At 67.0% G+C, this 13,037-nt stretch carries 11 protein-coding genes and 1 tRNA gene; 6 read left to right on the top strand and 6 right to left on the bottom strand.

The features are described 5' to 3' along the window. The first annotated feature begins 27 nt into the window (after positions 1-27). The 3 genes from AC1RB9_RS01415 (at position 28) to AC1RB9_RS01405 (ending at position 3,157) form a co-directional block, all read left to right on the top strand. Complete coding sequence (locus AC1RB9_RS01415) at positions 28-798, top strand: hypothetical protein (RefSeq protein ID WP_003107718.1); 771 nt, start codon at positions 28-30, stop codon at positions 796-798. 162 nt (positions 799-960) lie between these two features. Further along, positions 961-2,175: a cyanate transporter gene (locus tag AC1RB9_RS01410; protein WP_003459191.1), complete on the top strand. Its 1,215-nt coding sequence runs from the start codon at positions 961-963 to the stop codon at positions 2,173-2,175. Between the two features lie 49 nt (positions 2,176-2,224). Next, positions 2,225-3,157 carry a LysR family transcriptional regulator gene (locus tag AC1RB9_RS01405; protein WP_003459189.1) on the top strand — a complete coding sequence of 311 codons (933 nt, stop codon included), beginning with the start codon at positions 2,225-2,227 and terminating at the stop codon, positions 3,155-3,157. On the opposite strand, the gene AC1RB9_RS01400 is transcribed toward AC1RB9_RS01405, so the two are convergent. From AC1RB9_RS01400 to AC1RB9_RS01390, 3 genes are read right to left on the bottom strand one after another with little or no spacing between them, the layout of a single operon-like run. Next, positions 3,154-3,438: an antibiotic biosynthesis monooxygenase family protein gene (locus AC1RB9_RS01400; RefSeq protein ID WP_003106257.1), complete on the bottom strand. Its 285-nt coding sequence runs from the start codon at positions 3,436-3,438 to the stop codon at positions 3,154-3,156. The two genes, AC1RB9_RS01405 and AC1RB9_RS01400, sit on opposite strands and share 4 nt — an antisense overlap. Before the next feature lie 33 nt (positions 3,439-3,471). Beyond that, a complete protein-coding gene (locus AC1RB9_RS01395; protein WP_003118713.1) occupies positions 3,472-3,879 on the bottom strand; it encodes a cupin domain-containing protein in 408 nt (135 codons plus the stop codon). A gap of 11 nt (positions 3,880-3,890) precedes the next feature. Beyond that, positions 3,891-4,328: a carboxymuconolactone decarboxylase family protein gene (locus AC1RB9_RS01390; protein ID WP_003106260.1), complete on the bottom strand. Its 438-nt coding sequence runs from the start codon at positions 4,326-4,328 to the stop codon at positions 3,891-3,893. Between the two features lie 126 nt (positions 4,329-4,454). On the opposite strand from AC1RB9_RS01390, the gene pdxR reads away from it, so the two are divergent. Continuing rightward, positions 4,455-5,876: a MocR-like pyridoxine biosynthesis transcription factor PdxR gene (pdxR, locus tag AC1RB9_RS01385; protein ID WP_003106262.1), complete on the top strand. Its 1,422-nt coding sequence runs from the start codon at positions 4,455-4,457 to the stop codon at positions 5,874-5,876. A gap of 170 nt (positions 5,877-6,046) precedes the next feature. Here pdxR and AC1RB9_RS01380 read toward each other — a convergent pair whose 3' ends face one another. From AC1RB9_RS01380 to gabD, 3 genes are all read right to left on the bottom strand, one after another. Beyond that, the gene (locus AC1RB9_RS01380) at positions 6,047-7,246 is read right to left on the bottom strand and encodes an HDOD domain-containing protein (RefSeq protein ID WP_003459184.1); all 1,200 of its coding nucleotides are present in this window, start codon (positions 7,244-7,246) and stop codon (positions 6,047-6,049) included. A 325-nt stretch (positions 7,247-7,571) separates the two neighbouring features. Next, the gene (gabT, locus tag AC1RB9_RS01375) at positions 7,572-8,852 is read right to left on the bottom strand and encodes a 4-aminobutyrate--2-oxoglutarate transaminase (RefSeq protein ID WP_481864879.1); all 1,281 of its coding nucleotides are present in this window, start codon (positions 8,850-8,852) and stop codon (positions 7,572-7,574) included. Between the two features lie 244 nt (positions 8,853-9,096). Then, positions 9,097-10,548: an NADP-dependent succinate-semialdehyde dehydrogenase gene (gabD, locus tag AC1RB9_RS01370; RefSeq protein WP_003106269.1), complete on the bottom strand. Its 1,452-nt coding sequence runs from the start codon at positions 10,546-10,548 to the stop codon at positions 9,097-9,099. 629 nt (positions 10,549-11,177) lie between these two features. On the opposite strand from gabD, the gene AC1RB9_RS01365 reads away from it, so the two are divergent. Both AC1RB9_RS01365 and AC1RB9_RS01360 read left to right on the top strand, forming a co-directional pair. Continuing rightward, positions 11,178-11,254, top strand: a tRNA-Arg gene (locus tag AC1RB9_RS01365). 1,253 nt (positions 11,255-12,507) lie between these two features. Continuing rightward, a complete protein-coding gene (locus tag AC1RB9_RS01360) occupies positions 12,508-13,026 on the top strand; it encodes an Hcp family type VI secretion system effector (protein ID WP_003083317.1) in 519 nt (172 codons plus the stop codon). The last annotated feature ends 11 nt before the right edge of the window (positions 13,027-13,037 follow it).

Raw genomic sequence — 13,037 nt, 5'->3', positions numbered from 1 at the left:
CCATAACGACAACAACAGGATCTCCCCATGCTCCGTCCCGCGCTTCCCGCTGTCCTCTGTCTTTACTGCCTGCTGCTGGTGCTGCCGGCGCGCGCCGCCCTCGACGACCAGCAACGCGCCCTGCAACAACTGCAGGTCCAGGCCTGTCGCGCGGTGGGCAGCCTGTTGTTGCTGCGCGGCGAGGGTTTCCAGGAACAGCACGCGGCGCAACTGGAGAAGGACCTCGCCAGCCTCGACCGCGCGCTCGCCGCCGCCCCCGAGGGGGTGCTCCTGCGGCAAGACGAAAAGACGCTGGTGGCGCGCATCCGTGAAGGCGCGGCCTACGGCCCCCGCGAAGAGGACCTGCCCTGGCGCTACCCGCAGCAACTGAGCCGCGCCCTGCGTGACTTCCTCAACCTGGTGGAACGCCAGGTGCCACCGCCCCCGCCAGGCCAGCCCCTGCCGCTCTGGCAGTTGCCGGTGCGGGTCGAGTACCTGTCCCTGCAATACCTGGCGCGCGCCTACCTGGGCGGGCTGGAGACTGCCCGCGAGCAGCCCCGGGACTATCTCGGCCAGGACGAGAGCGTGCTGGTCCCGCTGATCGACCGGCGCATCGCCCTGCTGGTGGCGCAAAGCGCCAACCCGGCGGGACTGAAGAAACTGGAAAACCGCTGGGAGTACCTGAGCCAGGCCCTGCGCGACCTGAACAGCAAGAGCAGCGCGCTGGTCAGCGCTTCCGGCAGGCCCTGGGCGCCGATCATCGTCGACCGCCACGCGCGTGCCCTGAGCGAAAGCCTGATGCGCTTGAGTGCGGAGTGAGGCCACGCGCCGCACGGGGCGGATAACCTCGCGACTCGCAACGTTGCGCCAGCGTCCGCCCCGACTCCCTGGCCAGCGCATTTTTTCGAATCCGCCCTGCGGATTTTGATTTGCCGCCACGCCCTGGCGCAGGCGCAATGGTGCTCCCGAAAGGAGATCGCCATGCCCACTGCCAACCCACCCGGCCGCACCCTCTGGCTGATGGCCGCCATCGTCCTGGTCGGCCTCAACCTGCGGCCCTCCATGGCCGCCGTCGGCCCACTGCTGAACGCCATGCGCGGCGAGATCGCGCTCAGCTTCGGCGACGTCTCGCTGCTGACCGCCCTGCCGGTGCTGACCCTCGGCCTCGGCATGTTCTTCGGCCTGGGCATCGCCCGCCGCGTCGGCGAGTGGCGTTCGGTGGCCCTCGCCCTGCTGCTGATCGGCGCCGCCAGCGCCCTGCGCCTGGGCAGCCGAGGCCTGCCCGACCTGCTCGGCAGCGCCATGCTCGCCGGTCTCGGCATCGCCCTGATCCAGGCGCTGATGCCGGCCCTGATCAAGGCCCGTTTCGGCGCGCGCACGCCGCTCTGCATGGGGCTCTACGTCACCGCCATCATGGCTGGCGCGGCGCTGTCCGCCAGCGCCGCGCCGACCCTGGCGGAGCACGCCGGCTGGCGGCTCGGCCTCGGTGCCTGGGCGGCGCTCGCCGCGCTCGCGCTGCTGGCCTGGTGGCTGCAACCCGGCACCCGCCTGCGCCTGCCCGACGCGCAGCCGGGCAGGAGCCTCCTGCGCTATCCGCGGACCTGGCTGCTGGTCCTGTTCTTCGGCCTCGGCACGGCCTGCTACACCTGCGTGCTGGCCTGGCTCGCACCCTATTACCTGGAACAGGGCTGGAGCGCCCAGGAATCCGGGTTGCTGCTCGGTTTCCTGACGGCCATGGAGGTGCTCTCCGGGTTGCTCGCGCCGGCCCTGGCCAGCCGCTCGCGGGATCGCCGCCCGGTGCTGGTCGGGCTAACGGCGCTGATGCTGGCCGGCTTCCTCGGCCTCGCCTGGGCGCCGGCCAGCCTGCCGCTGCTCTGGGCGCTGTGCCTCGGACTGGGCATCGGCGGGCTGTTCCCCATGGGCTTGATCGTCTGCCTCGACCACTTCGACGCGCCGCAACGCGCCGGTCAACTGGCTGCCCTGGTACAAGGCGCCGGCTACCTGATCGCCGGGGTCTCGCCGTGGATCGCCGGGCTGCTGCGCGACAGCCTCGGCAGCTTCACCGGCGCCTGGCTCGGACTGACCGCGGTGGCGGCGCTGCTGCTGGGACTGGGCCTGCGCTTCGACCCGCGGCGCTATGCGGCACTGTTCGCCGAGCGGCAGGCGCGAGGCGTCGGCGCCGAAAGCTTGCGCTGAGGAAGGGGACGGGTTCTGATGGCGCTCCCGACGCCGTCAGGACGCCCCGATGCTGATCGCCAACGGCCTGCGCAAGGTCGACATGCAGGACCTGCTGGTCTTCCTCCAGGTCCACCAACGACAGAACCTCGTCGAGGTCGCCGAACACCTGAGCCTCAGCCCGTCGACGGTCAGCTACTGCCTGAAGAAGCTGCGCCAGGCCTTCGACGACGAGCTGTTCATCGCCACCCGCGGCGGCATGCAGCCGACCCACAAGAGTCGCGCCATGCTGCCCCACGTGGAGGAAATGCTCGCCCGCATCAACGCCTGTCACGCCGCCCAGGGCAGCTTCGACCCGCGTGGCGAGCCGCGTACCTTTACCCTCTGCGCGCCGGAATACGTCGAGCTGCTGATCCTTCCGGCACTCCTGCGACGGCTCGCCGCCAACGGCCCGAGGATCGGCCTGGACACCCGCCGCCTGGGTCCCGAGCTGCCCACCGAAGCATTGCTCGACGGCCAGGTCGACCTGGTCTTCGACTTCGGTCCCGAGTACCACCGACCGGCACCGGAGCTACAGGCGCTCGCCCTGTTCAGCGACGAACTGCTCTGCGTGCAGGATCGTGCCCAGCCGCGCCACGAGCGCCTGGAACTGGACGAGTTCTGCCGGCGCCGCTTCGTCTTCCCGACCCCGCTCGACGCCAGCAACGCCAACCTGGTGGACACGTGGCTGCGACGCCAGGGCCGCAGCCGCGAAGTCGCCGCGCGCGCCAACAGCTACGTCGCCGCCCTGCAACTGCTGTCGGGCAGCGACTTCGTGCTGATGCTGCCGCGACGTATCCACGCGCTGCTCGACGATGGCCGCCATCGCGCCTGCCTCGCACCGTCAGGGCTGCCGCCGTTCGCCCTGCACCTGTCATGGAGCCGCGCCGCCGACCAGCACCCGGCGAACCTCTGGCTGCGCGAACAGGTGCTGATCGTCTGCGCCGAGCTGGGTTTGCTCTAGCCTGCGTCATCCTGCACTTCGAGGCTCGCCGCCAGGGAGCGCCAGAGCACTTCGGCGAATACCTGCTGGATGCCGCCGGCCAGGTAGTCGAACATCTGCTGCGCTTCCCGCCACTGGCTGCACACCAGCCAGAGATCCGGCTCGAGGGCGTCCCTGCGCACCTGGTACTCCAGGCAACCCGGCGCCTCCAGCCCCGGTTCGACCAGTTGTTGCAGGCGCAGGCCAAGCCGTTCCGACTGACCGTTGCGCGCGCGAATACGGATGACCTGGCTGGCGCTCATGACGGACGCTCCTCCGGGCGAACGAGCGACGCCTCAGTGGGCGCCGCGCTCCAGTGGCTTGAGGATCGGGTCGCCCTCCTTGAGCAACTCCCAGACCAGCAACTTGGCCGGCTTCATCGGATCGGGATTGCGTGCCAGCAGGTGCGGCACGTTCGCCGGCTCGTACCAGCTCTGGCCCACCGTGTAGGTCTCCACCGGGCCGCCTTCCAGTTGCGTCTGCACGGTGCCTTCGAGCACGTAGACGAACACCGAGCCGGGATGCACATGGGGCGCGGAGACCTGGCCGGGCTTGAACGACACCGTCAGCATCAACCCACGATGGCCGGGAATCTCGGCCAGGGCCTGGTCGTGCAGGGTTTCCACCTTCTCCGCAACATGGGCGCTGGCCAGCGTCGGCAGCGCGGCGAGCAGCAGGCAGGCGATCGATCGATTGGCCTTCATCGCCGTCCACCTCATTCCGGTTGCATGCCCATGCCGACGCCGAAGCGGTTCCAGGCGTTGATGGCCGAGACCGCCAGGGTCAGTTCGGCGATCTCCTTGTCGTCGAAGTGCTCGCGCAGTTCGTCGAGCAGGCCGTGCGGCAACGCCCCCTGACTGAGGCGGGCGAGTTGCTCGGTCCAGGCCAGGGCGGCGCGCTCGCGCGGGGTGAAGTAGGGGGTTTCCTGCCAGACGCAGAGCGCTTGCAGACGCTGCTCGGTCTCGCCGGCCTTGCGCGCGTCGTTGGCATGCATGTTCACGCAGTAGGCGCAACCGTTGATCTGCGAAGTGCGCAGGTAGACCAGTTCGATCAGCGGGCGTTCCAGGCCGGCCTTGGCCAGGGCCTTTTCCAGGCCGAGCATGGCGGCATAGGCGTCGGGGGAGGCTTTGGCCCATTCGAGGCGGGTGGTCATGGCGAATCTCCTTGGCTGATTGGCAGCCGCGAGGGTGGAAAGCGGCGCGGCATGGGGTAACACTAAGCCTGCCTTTGGCTTCCACGAAGAGCCAATTACCAGAAATACCAGGTAGCCAATTTCGCCATGGAACTGCAACTGATCCTCGACGGCCGCCACGACCTGGTCGGCCAGCTCTATCGCCAGCTGCGCGACGCGATCCTCCACGGTCGCCTGGCCACCGGCGATCGCCTGCCAGCCACGCGCTACCTCGCCGAACGCCTGGAAGTGTCGCGCAAGACCGTCAGCGAAGCCTACGAGCGCCTCGCCAGCGAGGGCTTCCTCGAAGGCCGGGTCGGCAGCGGCACCTTCGTCGCCCGCGGGCCCGCCGGGGAAGCGCCGCCGCAGCGCGCCGACGGTCCGTTGCGGCCGGCCGCGCGCTGGGCACGCATCGAACCGCAGTCCGGTCTGATGGACCAGCGAGCACCGCTCCGCTACAGCTTCGCCGGCGGCACGACCGACAAGCGCCGCTTTCCCTTCGATACCTGGCGTACCTGCGTGCTCCAGGCGCTACGCCTGCAACAGCGCTCGCCGGCGTTCTACAAGGAAACCGAAGGCGACCCCGAACTGCGCCTGGCGATCTCCCGCTACCTGGCGATCAACCGCGCCGTGCAGTGCGACTGGAACGCCCTGATGGTCACCCAGGGCGCCCAGCAGGGACTCGACCTGCTGGCCCGGGTGATGCTCGACCCCGGCGACCTGGCGGTGGTCGAGGAACCCGGTTATCCGCCGGCCCGCGCCAGCCTGCTGGCCACCGGCGCCGAGGTGCGCGGAGTGCCGGTGGACGCCGAGGGGCTGCGCGTCGACCTGCTGCCGGACAACGCCAAGCTGGTCTACGTCACCCCGTCGCACCAGTTCCCGCTGGGCATGCCGATGAGCCTGGAGCGGCGCCTGCAGTTGCTGGACTGGGCGCAGCGCCACCGGGCGCTGATCATCGAGGACGACTACGACAGCGAGTACCGCTTCGACGGGCGTTCGCTGGAGTCGCTGCGCAGCCTCGACCGGAACGGCCAGGTGGCCTACCTCGGGACCTTTTCCAAGACCCTCTTCCCCGAGCTGCGCCTCGGCTACCTGCTGCCGCCGGCAAGCCTGCGCGAAGCGGTGCTGGCGGCGCGCAAGCTGGTCGACCGGCACAGCGAGACCTTGCAGCAACGCGCCCTCGCGCTGTTCATCCAGCGCGGCGACTTCGCCCGCCATACGCGCCGCCTGCAACGCGAATACGCCCAGCGTCGCGGACGCCTGCTGGAACGCCTGCACGGCGACCTGAGCCCCTGGCTCGAAGCGCTGCCGGCGGTGGCCGGGATCCACCTCGCGGCGCGCTGTCGCGAACCGCTGGATGTGCTGCGCATCGCCCGTCATTTGCGCCAGCAAGGCCTGGAGGTCGGCACCCTGCCGCCCTTCTACGCGGAAACCCCGGCACAGGCCGGCTTCCTCTTCGGCTTCGGCTGCATCGAACGGGACGACATCGACCCGGCGTTGGACCTGTTGCGCGCCGAGCTGCGGCGCTAGGCGCGCTTCCGCCCATCCACGGCCGGCAACTCGGCGGCGCGCAGGTAGGTGCCGATCTCCCCGGCCAGAGGCTCGATTGCAACCGCGCCCCATGCCCAGCGGCGCATGACGCGCCGCGTTACCCGCCCTACGGGAGGCGCCGCCCCTTGCAAAGGCACGGCGAGGACGGCTCAGGGCTGCAGCAGTTTCACCAGTCGTTCGCCGTCCAGGCCGAGCATGCGGGCAGCCTTGCTCTCGGCCAGTTGCTCCGCGTCGTCCTCGGGCAGGCTGGCGGCCTGGGTCGCCAGGCTGAGGATCAGCTCTTCGCGGGAAAGCACGCCACCGAACTGGTACGCCGCAGCGATCAGCCGGCGCAGCTCCAGCGGCAGCCGCCAACGCGCCCGCAGGGCCGAGCCGAAGCTGGCGCCGAAACGCCCCAGCAGCTCGTCGAGCCGCGCCTCGTCCAGCGCGCCGCCGCCATCGCACCAATCCTGCAATGTCCGCAGCAGCGCCAGGTCGCCCAGGCGATGCAGCAGCCCTGCGGTATAGCAGCGCTCGACGTCCGCGCCGAGGGCGTCGGCCAGTTCCCAGGCGATGTCCGCGCAACGTTGCGAAAGATCCCAGAAGTGCATGGCGCGCTCGGCCAGCAGCGGCTCGCCGAGCTGGATGGCCCGCTGCAGACTGAAACCGAGCACCAGGTTCAGGCTGTGCCCGAGTCCCAGCCGCCGCAGGGCCTGGCCCAGGGTCTGGCAGGCCGGACCGACGTGCCGGGCGGCGCTGTTGGCGGCGGCGATCAGGCCAGCGGTGATCTGCGGATCGCGGCCGAACTCATCCTCCAGCACGCGCAGCGGATGCTCCTCGGCGCTCAGGCAACGATCGCTGGCGGCACGCACGTCGGCCAGCAACGGCGCCCCCTCCGCGGAGTCGCGCGTGCGTTCGAGAAAAGCCTCCAGGTTCTCGCCCGCGTCCCGCTCCGGCAGCGGACAGGCGACCACTTCGTCGCCCTTCAGCAACAACCCTCGCAGGCGTTGCATCAGGTTCTCGGCCTGGAACGGCTTCACCAGGTAGGCGGTCGGCGCCAGTGCCACGGCGGCGCGCACGCTGGCCTGGTCGGCGCGGTCGCTGATCAGGATGAACGGCTGCTCGGCGACCGAGCGGCGCAGGCGCGCTTCGCGCAGCAGCTCGAAGCCATCCACCTGCGGCAGGTTCAGCTCGGCCAGGATCAACGCGAAGCGCCGGCGCCGGCAATGCGCCAGCGCTTCTCCGCCATCGCCGCAGAGGACCAGCCGGGCATCGCAACGCACGCCGAGGACCAGTTGGCCAAGCAAGTCGCGACTCCAGGGGTCCGGGTCGGCAATCAGGATGACGGGGGCCTTTTTCGCGGCACTCATGGCGTTCCTCTTCGAACCTGGCGAACCGAGCGGGACGCACCAGGCATGACAGGCGGGCACGACACGGCCCGCGGGCACACAAGGGTATGACGGACGAACACGGTGCGCCTCTAGGACCTGTCCTAATCGCCACGAACGGAACGACCGGAGGAATGCGGGAGGATTCGTATGCGCCAGGCGCCCAAGGGTAACAGGCGAAAACCGTTCGTCGGGCGTTTCGCGGAAAACCCTGGCAGAAAAAAGAGGCTTCCGTTTCCGTGAAGCCTCTGAAAGAAAGGCCCGCGCGGACGCGCGGGCCTCGGGGGTATCGCTTTGCCGGTGAAGCTTAAGCGAGTTCGTCGAAGCACTCGGCCAGGATGGCCAGGCCCTTCTCCAGTTGCGCGTCGGGGATGGTGACGGGCATGAGGAAGCGGATGACGTTGTAGTAGGTGCCGCAGGAGAGCAGGATCAGGCCCTTCTCGCGCGCACGGACGACGATCTTGCTGACCAGCTCGGCGGCCGGCTTGTGGGTATCGCCGCCCTCGAACAGCTCGATGGCCACCATCGAACCCAGGCCACGAACGTCGCCGATCACCTTGTGCTTGGCCTGGATCTCGCGCAGGCCGGCCTTGAGGCGCTCGCCGACGGCTTGCGAACGTTCCAGCAGCTTCTCTTCCTCGAACACCTTCAGCACGGCCAGTGCCGCGGCGCAGGCGATCGGGCTGCCGGCATAGGTGCCGCCCAGGCCGCCGGGCGCGATGGCGTCCATGATCTCGGCCTTGCCGGCCACGCCGGAGATCGGGAAGCCGCCGCCGACCGACTTGGCGAAGGTGGTCAGGTCAGGAACGATGCCCAATTGCTCGGTAGCGAAGAAGGTGCCGGTACGGCCGGCGCCGGTCTGCACTTCGTCGGCGATCAGCAGGATGCCGTGCTGGTCGCACAGGGCGCGCAGGCGCTGCATGAAGGACTTGGAGTTGACGTAGAAGCCACCCTCGCCCGGCACCGGCTCGATGATGATCGCGGCGATGTCCTGGGGCTGGGCATCGTTCTTGAAGATGCGCTCGATGCTGGCGATGGAGTCGTCCTCGCTCACGCCGTGCAGCTCGCAGGGCGCCAGGGCGCGGAAGATGCCGCCCGGCATCAGGCCCATGCCGGCGGAGTACGGGACCACCTTGCCGGTCAGGCCCAGGGTCATCATGGTGCGGCCGTGGTACGCGCCGGTGAAGGCGATCACGCCAGCGCGGCCGGTGGCGGCGCGGGCGATCTTGACGGCGTTCTCCACGGCTTCGGAGCCGGAGGTGACCAGCAGGGTCTTCTTCGGGAAGTCGCCCGGCACGCGCTTGGCGATTTCCTCGGCCAGCTCGATGTAGGGTTCGTAGGCCAGCACCTGGAAGCAGGTGTGGGACAGCTTGCCCAGTTGCTCCTGGACCGCGGCGATCACCTTCGGATGCAGGTGGCCGGTGTTCAGCACGGCGATGCCGCCGGCGAAGTCGATGTACTCGCGGCCTTCCACGTCCCAGACGGTGGAGTTCTCGGCGCGCTCGGCGACGACCGGGTGGATCTGGCCCACGCCGCGGGGTACCGCGGCCTGGCGACGCTTCAGCAGGGATTCGTTGGTCTTGCTCATGGCTTCCTCAGTGGCCGCTCATCGGGTCGGCCGGGTCAAAGGATGAAGGCGGGAAGGAAGCTCCCCAAGGCAGCATGCGATGATCGACTGCCTCGGGACTTGCAGGCCCGCCAGGGCTCGGAGCCGCTTCGCGATCGGCGACCGCGTCTCCCGGTTCGTCCGGTGCCACCACCGGCAACGTCGACACCGGACGGCGCAGCTCTTGCCTGCCGTCCGGCCCCTCCGGATGCGTTCCTCGCCGGGCTCAGATACCGCCCAGGCAGAGGTACTTGATCTCGAGGTAGTCCTCGATCCCGTACTTGGAACCTTCGCGGCCCAGGCCCGAGGCCTTGATGCCGCCGAACGGCGCCACTTCGTTGGAGATCAGGCCGGTGTTGATGCCGACCATGCCGTACTCCAGTTGCTCGGCGACGCGGAACACGCGGGCCAGGTCGCGGGCGTAGAAGTAGGACGCCAGGCCGAACTCGGTGTCGTTGGACATGGCGATGACCTCGGCCTCGTCCTTGAAGCGGAACACCGGCGCCAGCGGGCCGAAGGTCTCGTCCTTGGACACCAGGGCGTTCTTCGGCACGTCGACCAGGATGGTCGGCTCGAAGAAGGTGCCGCCGAGGGCGTGCGGCTTGCCGCCGGAAACCACCTTGGCGCCCTTGGAGACCGCGTCGGCGATGTGTTCCTCGACCTTGGCCACGGCCTTGGCGTCGATCAGCGGACCGGTGGTCACGCCGGCTTCCAGGCCGTTGCCGATGTTCAGCTTGGCCACGGCGGCCTTCAGCTTGTCGACGAAGGCGTCGTACACGCCGTCCTGCACGTACAGGCGGTTGGCGCAGACGCAGGTCTGGCCGTTGTTGCGGTACTTGGAAATCAGCGCGCCCTCGACGGCGGCGTCCAGGTCGGCGTCGTCGAACACGATGAACGGCGCGTTGCCGCCCAGCTCCAGGGACACCTTCTTGATGTCCTGGGCGCACTCGGCCATCAGTTGGCGGCCGATTTCGGTGGAACCGGTGAAGGTCAGCTTGCGCACGATCGGGTTGCTGGTCAGCTCGCCGCCGACTTCGCCGGCGCTACCGGTGACCACGCTGAACACGCCCTTCGGAATGCCGGCGCGCTCTGCCAGTTCGGCCAGGGCCAGGGCGGAATACGGGGTCTGCGAAGCAGGCTTGAGCACCATGGTGCAGCCGGCGGCCAGGGCCGGGCCGGCCTTGCGGGTGATCATCGCCGAGGGGAAGTTCCACGGCGTGATGGCCGCGGTCACGCCGATCGGCTGCTTGATCACGATGATGCGCTTGTCCGGCTGGTGGCCGGGAATGGTGTCGCCGTAGATGCGCTTGGCTTCTTCGCCGAACCATTCGAGGAAGGAGGCGGCGTAGGCGATCTCGCCCTTGGCCTCGGCCAGCGGCTTGCCCTGCTCGATGGTCATCAGGCGGGCCAGGTCGTCCTGGTTCTCGATCATCAGGTCGAACCAGCGGCGCAGCTTGTTGGCGCGCTCCTTGGCGGTCAGCGCACGCCAGGCCGGCAGGGCCTTGTCGGCAGCCTCGATGGCGCGGCGGGTCTCGGCGGCGCCCATCTTCGGCACGCTGCCGATGATCTCGCCGGTGGCCGGGTTGTTCACCTTGATGGTCTGGCCGTTGTCGGCATCCACCCAGGCGCCATCGACGTAGGCTTGTTGACGGAACAGCTTGGCATCTTTGAGTTGCATGACCTGTCTCCTTCGAGGAATGCCGTGAGCAGCGGGTCTACCTCGACTACCCCGCGTGCCTGGTTGTCTGGTTCGGTTGTAACCGGAAAGTGTTGCCTGCTGGTTATTCGAAAGGGCCAGCGCCCCGGTGTTCCATTTCCTGCGCCCTGTGCCAGCGGCGTCGCCGTTACCGGCCGGCCACCATGCGCAACGGGCGGACGCGGACGAACGCGACCGCCGGCAGGCGTCGGGGAGGATACGAAAGGCTCGTGCGGAAAAGGGATCGCGGACGAAACGCCACGCCGGCACCACGGCGGCCCGGCAGCGCGAAAGGCCGGACGAGCGACGGGCAGGTCAGAAAGAGGTCATTCCAGGGGCACGCGGCCGGCTGAACTGATGCCAATTCCCCGGTCTCCTGTTGTTGTGGCTTTGGGGGCGTTTGAAATCTCAAACGAATCCTAGGGCCACCACTGACAAAGGGCAATACCCCGTTCGATAAAATCAACGAAAGTCGGAAAATTCTGCTGCTTTTCTGAGCATATCCTCGACGGACGGTCGTTTTCGTTCGAAATCACGAACGTACGCACATGGAATGGACTCCCGCCGACGAGATGCGTATGATTGCGGCCTGCCGCGCGAGCCGCGGCGCTGCATCCGTAGCTCAGCTGGATAGAGTACTGCCCTCCGAAGGCAGGGGTCGTGGGTTCGAATCCCGCCGGATGCGCCATACAAATCAAGCACTTACCAAAAGTCATTAGCCACAAGCCACCTCTCATGGGTGCATGGTGGGTGCAGTAAGCCTAAAGGAAAGCCCCGTCCTGAATCGCTCAGGCGGGGCTTTTTTATGCCGGCCAGCTCAAATGTCTGTCGTCATTTCCAGCAGGGCAACCGGGTGGCCTGCGTCGCTCCCGGTAAGTTCGATCCCCTGGCGATTGGTCAGGCAAGGTGGGATTTCCTCACTTCCCCCATTGGTGGTTGTGAGATAGCGCCGCGTTAGCCCATGGCTCAGTTCGGAGCCATCGCTGGTCGCGCCAAGGGGCGCACTTGAAATGCGCCCCTTCCCGGTAACGCGATCAACGTTAGTCCACCGTTAGCCAACGTTGCTCCAACGTTAATGCCCGAGGCCGTAACTCAGCGGGGTCGCCATCTCCACAAAATTGCGGCCACGGTCGCGCGATCATCTCCTGAAAAATCAGGGCATGTTCACTACGAATATTTTGTAGTGGCGGCTTCAGCCGGTGGCTGGAGTGAGAGTTTTACGAGACTCTCGTAATACCCCGAATCTGGGGGATTTTGTGCGTCCGAAATTCGGACGCACAAAACACCGACTGACGACGAATTTCGTCCGCAGTCAAAAGGACGTTTTGCGTACTTTTGAAGCCGGGTTTTCAAATGCGGGATATTCCCGTATTTGCGCTTGAACGCAGCGAGCCTTTGCCTGCAATGCAGGAGATCCAAAACCGGCGATTTGCCGGTTTTGAGGTCAGACTATCCGACTTCAAGCCGGCCACCCGCATTTGAACGGCGGTTGGCCCCCATTGGGGGAATACCGGCTGAGGGAGAGGTCACGCATACGGTGGAAAGGTGAGCTTGTACCGGCTGGGCTTGGTGAACGTTTGGACAATCAGACTACGCGTGCTGAAGCGTTGTTTGGATAGGGGCAGAGGCAGAAAATACTCCGACCATTCAGCCTCACAATCCAAAAGCCATTGTGCAACTTTTTGGTGGATAAAGCTGTGGATAGAACGCTAGGGAACAAACACCCAAAGGGCTCCGAGAAAATGCGCAACTTTTTGCAAGCGGTGTGCAAAAAGTTGCACAATTTTCAGTGTTCTTCCCATGAGAATCGCCAGCGAATTTTTGGCTTCCCCCAATAACGCCTTGATGGAAAAGAGTTTCAAGACTAGTGGCACGGTTCTTGTCTAGCACCGATGCCCCCGGCATATCGCCTGGGCACTTTCAACGACAAGGAACGTATCCATGGCAACCCCCGCCTACATGTCCATCACCGGCACCAAGCAGGGCCTGATCACCGCCGGCGCCTTCACCGAGGATTCGGTCGGCAACACCTACCAGGAAGGCCACGAGGACCAGGTGATGGTCCAGGGCTTCAACCACGAAGTGATCATCCCGCGCGACCCGCAGTCCGGCCAGCCGACCGGCCAGCGCGTGCACAAGCCGGTGGTCATCACCAAGGTCTTCGACAAGGCCTCGCCGCTGCTGCTGGCCGCCCTGACCTCCGGCGAGCGCCTGACCAAGGTCGAGATCCAGTGGTACCGCACCTCCGCCGCCGGCACCCAGGAGCACTACTACACCACCGTCCTGGAAGACGCGATCATCGTCGACATCAAGGACTACATGCACAACTGCCAGGACCCGGGCAACGCCCACTTCACCCACCTGGAAGACGTGCACTTCACCTACCGCAAGATCACCTGGACCCACGAAGTCTCCGGCACCTCCGGCTCCGACGACTGGCGCTCCCCGGTCGCAGGGTGAGTTGACAGGCA

It is taken from the genome of Pseudomonas sp. 20-5 (assembly GCF_056782835.1).
The sequence above is the reverse complement of the archived record's forward strand: the minus strand, read 5'-3'. Positions and strand labels throughout refer to the sequence as shown.

Excerpts from the sequence above, each read along its gene's own strand:
- AC1RB9_RS01360 (WP_003083317.1), top strand. The coding sequence starts at position 12,508 with ATGGCAACCCCCGCCTACATGTCCATCACCGGCACCAAGCAGGGCCTG.
- AC1RB9_RS01405 (WP_003459189.1), top strand. The coding sequence starts at position 2,225 with ATGCTGATCGCCAACGGCCTGCGCAAGGTCGACATGCAGGACCTGCTG.
- AC1RB9_RS01380 (WP_003459184.1), bottom strand. The coding sequence starts at position 7,246 with ATGAGTGCCGCGAAAAAGGCCCCCGTCATCCTGATTGCCGACCCGGAC.
- AC1RB9_RS01395 (WP_003118713.1), bottom strand. The coding sequence starts at position 3,879 with ATGAAGGCCAATCGATCGATCGCCTGCCTGCTGCTCGCCGCGCTGCCG.
- gabD (WP_003106269.1), bottom strand. The coding sequence starts at position 10,548 with ATGCAACTCAAAGATGCCAAGCTGTTCCGTCAACAAGCCTACGTCGAT.
- gabT (WP_481864879.1), bottom strand. The coding sequence starts at position 8,852 with ATGAGCAAGACCAACGAATCCCTGCTGAAGCGTCGCCAGGCCGCGGTA.
- AC1RB9_RS01390 (WP_003106260.1), bottom strand. The coding sequence starts at position 4,328 with ATGACCACCCGCCTCGAATGGGCCAAAGCCTCCCCCGACGCCTATGCC.
- pdxR (WP_003106262.1), top strand. The coding sequence starts at position 4,455 with ATGGAACTGCAACTGATCCTCGACGGCCGCCACGACCTGGTCGGCCAG.
- AC1RB9_RS01410 (WP_003459191.1), top strand. The coding sequence starts at position 961 with ATGCCCACTGCCAACCCACCCGGCCGCACCCTCTGGCTGATGGCCGCC.
- AC1RB9_RS01415 (WP_003107718.1), top strand. The coding sequence starts at position 28 with ATGCTCCGTCCCGCGCTTCCCGCTGTCCTCTGTCTTTACTGCCTGCTG.
- AC1RB9_RS01400 (WP_003106257.1), bottom strand. The coding sequence starts at position 3,438 with ATGAGCGCCAGCCAGGTCATCCGTATTCGCGCGCGCAACGGTCAGTCG.